The 4,409-nt window shown below is 69.9% G+C and carries 4 protein-coding genes; 3 read left to right on the top strand and 1 reads right to left on the bottom strand.

What is annotated here, in order from left to right:
* Positions 1-542 precede the first annotated feature (542 nt).
* Complete coding sequence (locus tag HLK59_RS48430; RefSeq protein ID WP_171148066.1) at positions 543-1,016, top strand: ATP-binding protein; 474 nt, start codon at positions 543-545, stop codon at positions 1,014-1,016.
* A 418-nt stretch (positions 1,017-1,434) separates the two neighbouring features.
* On the opposite strand, the gene HLK59_RS48425 is transcribed toward HLK59_RS48430, so the two are convergent.
* Positions 1,435-2,370, bottom strand: coding sequence for a cyclase family protein (locus HLK59_RS48425; RefSeq protein WP_171148065.1), 936 nt, complete (start codon positions 2,368-2,370; stop codon positions 1,435-1,437).
* Between the two features lie 85 nt (positions 2,371-2,455).
* Between HLK59_RS48425 and HLK59_RS48420 the strand changes: the two genes are divergently transcribed.
* Positions 2,456-3,361, top strand: coding sequence for an SDR family oxidoreductase (locus tag HLK59_RS48420; protein ID WP_171148064.1), 906 nt, complete (start codon positions 2,456-2,458; stop codon positions 3,359-3,361).
* A 109-nt stretch (positions 3,362-3,470) separates the two neighbouring features.
* Positions 3,471-4,409, top strand: a 939-nt coding sequence (locus HLK59_RS48415; protein ID WP_171148063.1) for an acyl-CoA dehydrogenase family protein, incomplete at its 3' end; no start/stop codon positions are given.

Here is a 4,409-nt window from a genome sequence, read left to right as displayed (position 1 = left end):
CACAACCCGATATCAACGCTCCGTAATTCCGGTATGCCACAATCCGCGACATCCGGCGGGAGCGCTCCCGCCGGATGTCGCGGATTGTGGCATACCGGAATTACGGAGCGTTGATATCGGGTTGTGTCCTATGCGTGACCCGTCACGGCCTGGAGTCGGGGAGTCGCTCCGGTACCTTCTGTGGGATGCGAGTGGTTCCGAGCACGAGCCATGCCGGTGTTGCCTCTGTGGCGGCTCCGGATGCGGCGGTGCGCGCCGCTTCTCGCAGGGTCGGCGGGCCGTTGGCCTCCACCTGTTCGACTCCCCGCAACGAGCGTCGCACAGTATGCCAGCCGGGTACTCCTTCGCGCTGGAATATGCCCGAAGCGCTTGTTGAGGTGACTGTACGTCAACCATGCTGTCTCGTAAGGGATTCACGTTCTGTGATCCCGGCTGTGGCCATTGTTCTGGCCATGCAAAAAATGGCTACGATCGTGGCCCTCGTGAGGCGCGAGGCTATGTGTCTGCCGGTTCGGATGGTGTGAGCGGTGCAGGTGCTTCAAGTGCAGCTGGAGATCCGGCCCGACCCCGCTGAGGTGGGGCGAGCCCGGCGGTGGGCCCGCTCGCGGCTCGCCGGATCCGGGATAGGGGTCGACGAGCCGCTCGCCGAGACCCTGATCCTGCTCGTGTCCGAACTGGTCACCAATGCCGTGGTGCACACCGGCCGTCCGGCCGTCCTGCGCCTGTCGCTGCCCGGTGCCACGTCCGAACAGGCCACCGTCCGCCTGGAGGTGGCCGACGCCAGCGGTCGCGCCCCCGTGCCGCGCTGTGCCGACGGTGACGCGACGGGCGGCCGCGGACTCGCCCTGGTCGACGGTCTCGCCGACCGGTGGGGCTGGAGCCCCGAAGGGGCCGGGAAGCGCATCTGGTGCGAACTCGACCGCTGCGCGGTGGAGGGCCGCGAGGGTGCCGCGTCCTTCGGCGGCGGTGTCTCGGCCTTCGAGGGGTACGAAGGGCTGGCGTACGAGGCCGTCTGAGGTCTTCGCGCCCGAGGTCGCGTGACTGGTGTGTGGCTGGCGCGTGGCCGGTGCGCGGCCGCAGAGCGGCCCGGTCCGCCGCGTCGATCAAGAGATGGTGCGCCGTGATGTGCTTCCGTGCGCGCCCGTAACAAAAGGTGCGTAAGTAATAAATCTCCGAACGGGTGTTGACGCCGCGTGTCCGTTTGCTCACGCTTGTGGTCAGCGATTCGCCGCGAGGGGACGGCGAGGGTTTCGGTGACGGGAGCCCTCGGCGAGTGTGGATCGTGAATCGGCGCCGGTTCCTTCAGGGCCGGGGGATCGATGGGGGTCCCCCGGTCGAGCGAAGTCGAGAGTGGGGGAGGGTGCGCCGGAGTCGGACGGCGGAGCACGGTGTCGCGCTCGGGGCGGGCGCGGGGGCGCCGCCGTCCGGCCGGCCTCACAGCACGGCCACGGGTGCCACCGGAGTGCCCGTCGCGCCGACGAACGGCTCGGGCATCGCCGACAGCAGGAACGTGTAGCGGCCCGCTTCTCCACAGGCTGTGGACAACTCTTCGAGATTCCAGTTCTGGCCCTGGAGCATCCCCATCTCCACCAGGTCGAGCGCGTGCACGGGCAGCCACAGATCCTCGACCTCGGGCGGAAATATCTCGAAGGTCAGCGTGTCGTTCGCGACCGCCGCGACATCGCGCGCGTGGAACCACTCCGGCGTACGGATCGACAGTCCCGGTGACGGATAGCCGTACGCGTGCTTGTCGCCCGACAGATACACCTGGATCTGCCCGGTCCGTACGAGCACGATGTCGCCGGCCCGCACACGCGTGCCCGCGAGTTCCTCGGCGGCGTCCAGGTCCTCCGGGGTGACGGCGTACGAGCCGCCCAGCCGGTCCGTGCCACGCGCGCGTGCGACGTCCAGCAGGACGCCGCGCGAGACGATGTGCCGGGCCTTGTCGATGCCGCTGAACTCGGCGCCGCCGTGCGGGGTGATGGTGGCGGCGGACCGGCCGTTGTAGAGCACGCCCGAGTGCGAGACATGGGTGAGCGCGTCCCAGTGGGTGGCCGCCTGAAGGCCCATCGTCACGGCGTCGTCGCTGCACGCGACCGTGCCCGGACCGAAGATCTCCTGGTTGATCTGGACCATCGCGTGCAGGGGGTTGACCCGGCCGGGGATCATGCCGGTCTGTACACCGTCCTCCTTCAGCGGGAGCGAGAGCGGGACGCGGCGGCCGGTCCTGACCTCCGCCGCGGCCTGGCGTACGACCTCGTCGGTGATCAGGTTCAGGGTGCCGATCTCGTCGTCGGCGCCCCAACGGCCCCAGTTGTTCACGCGCTTGGCGATGTCGTGAAACGCCGGATGCATCGCGGGCAGTGGCATCGGTGCTCCCCCGGGGCTTGTCTACGGGTATCTGACGGGTCATAAAATCTAACGGTCCGTCAGAAACCGCGGGAAGGGGCCGGGCGTGGGGAACTTCTTGGCAGGCAAGGTGGTCGCCGTGACCGGGGCGGGGCGCGGGATCGGCCGGGCGGTGGCGCTCTGCGCGGCGGCCGAGGGAGCGTCCGTCGTCGTCAACGACTACGGGGTGTCGGTGGACGGCGAGTCGCCGGCGAGCGAGGTCGCCGAGGCCGTCGTCAAGGAGATCTCGGCGGCCGGCGGCGAGGCCGTCGCCGTGGCCGACGACGTCTCGACCATGGCGGGCGGTCAGCGGGTCGTCGACGTGGCCCTGTCGTCGTACGGGCGGCTGGACGGGGTCGTGTGCGTCGCCGGGATCCTGCGCGAGCGGATGCTGTTCAACATGACCGAGGACGAGTGGGATCCGGTGGTCGCCACGCACCTCAAAGGGACGTTCACGGTCTTCCGGGCCGCCTCCGCGGTGATGCGCAAGCAGCAGGCCGGAACCCTGATCGGGTTCACCAGCGGGAACCACCAAGGGTCCGTCTCGCAGGCCAACTACAGCGCCGCGAAGGGCGGGATCATCTCGCTGGTCCGCAGCGCGGCGCTGGGGCTGAACAAGTACGGGGTGACCGCGAACGCGGTGGCACCGGTGGCTCGTACGCGGATGTCGGCGGGTGTGCCCATGTCGCTCGCGGAGATCGGGGAGCCGGAGGACGTGGCCGCGCTCGTCGTGTACCTGCTGTCGGAGCGGGCTCGGGAGGTCACCGGGCAGGTGTACACGGTCGCCGGGCCGAAGATCGCGGTGTGGGCTCAGCCGCGGGAGCTGCGCGCCGCGTATGCCTCCGGCGGGTGGACGCCGGAAACGATCGCGGAGTTCTTGCCGGGGTCGGTGGGGGTGGATCCGATGCCGATGCTGTCGCAGGTGGCGGGGATGGAAAGGGCGGCGCGGGAGGGGGAGCGGCCCAACGCCTGAGAGCTCGGGTCCTTGTGTCCGCTCGCGGGTGCGAGTTGTCGGTGGCTTGTCGCGCAGTTCCCCGCGCCCCTTGGGTGCGTCACCTGTCCGGTGTTGAGAGGAGCCCTCTGTGGACTTCGGGTTTACCGCTGAGGACGAGGACTTCCGTGCGGAAGCTCGGGCTTGGCTCGGCGAACATGCCTCGGCCGAGCTGGACCGTCGCGGTTGGGAGCGTGCCCTCGGGAAAGCCGGGTGGATCGGGCTGGGGTGGGCCGAGGGCGGCTATGGCAATCGCAGCGCCACCCTCACTCAACAGGTCGCCTGGGCCGAGGAGTATGCGCGGTTCCGTGCGCCGCCGCGGTCGGGGCACATCGGGGAGAACCTGCTGGCGCCCACGCTGCTCGCGCATGGCACGTCCGAGCAGAAGGGGCGCTTTCTTCCCGCGATCGCCGCCGGGGACGAACTGTGGTGTCAGGGGTACAGCGAACCCGGGGCGGGGTCCGACCTCGCGGGGATCCGCACCAAGGCGGAGCCTGCCGGGGACGGGACGTATCGCGTCACCGGGCAGAAGATCTGGACGTCACTGGCGCGGGAAGCCGACTGGTGTTTCGTGCTGGCCCGTACCGAACCGGGGTCCGTCCGGCATCACGGGCTGTCCTTTCTGCTGGTCGCCATGGACCAGCCGGGGCGGATCGAGGTGCGGCCCATCCGGCAGATGACCGGCACCAGCGAGTTCAACGAGGTGTTCTTCGACGGCGCGCACGCGCGCGTGGAGCATGTCGGCGGGGGTGGGGGAGCCGGGTGGCGGGTCGCGATGAGTCTGCTCGGGTTCGAGCGGGGGGTGTCCACGCTCGCCCAGCAGATCGGGTTCGCCGCCGAGTTGGGGCGGGTGGTGCGGGCGGCCCTCGACAGCGGGACGGTGGGTGATCCCGTCCTACGGGACCGGCTGGTCCGGCAGTGGGCCGAGCTGCGGGTGATGCGGTGGAACGCCCTGCGGACGCTGGGGAGTCCGGGGGACGCCGGCGCCTCCAGTGTCGCCAAGCTGCTGTGGGGCGGGTGGCATCAGCGG

Source organism: Streptomyces sp. S3(2020) (assembly GCF_013044505.1).
GTDB lineage: Bacteria > Actinomycetota > Actinomycetes > Streptomycetales > Streptomycetaceae > Streptomyces.
This window is presented reverse-complemented; position numbering and strand designations above follow the sequence as displayed.

Excerpts from the sequence above, each read along its gene's own strand:
- HLK59_RS48425 (WP_171148065.1), bottom strand. The coding sequence starts at position 2,370 with ATGCCACTGCCCGCGATGCATCCGGCGTTTCACGACATCGCCAAGCGC.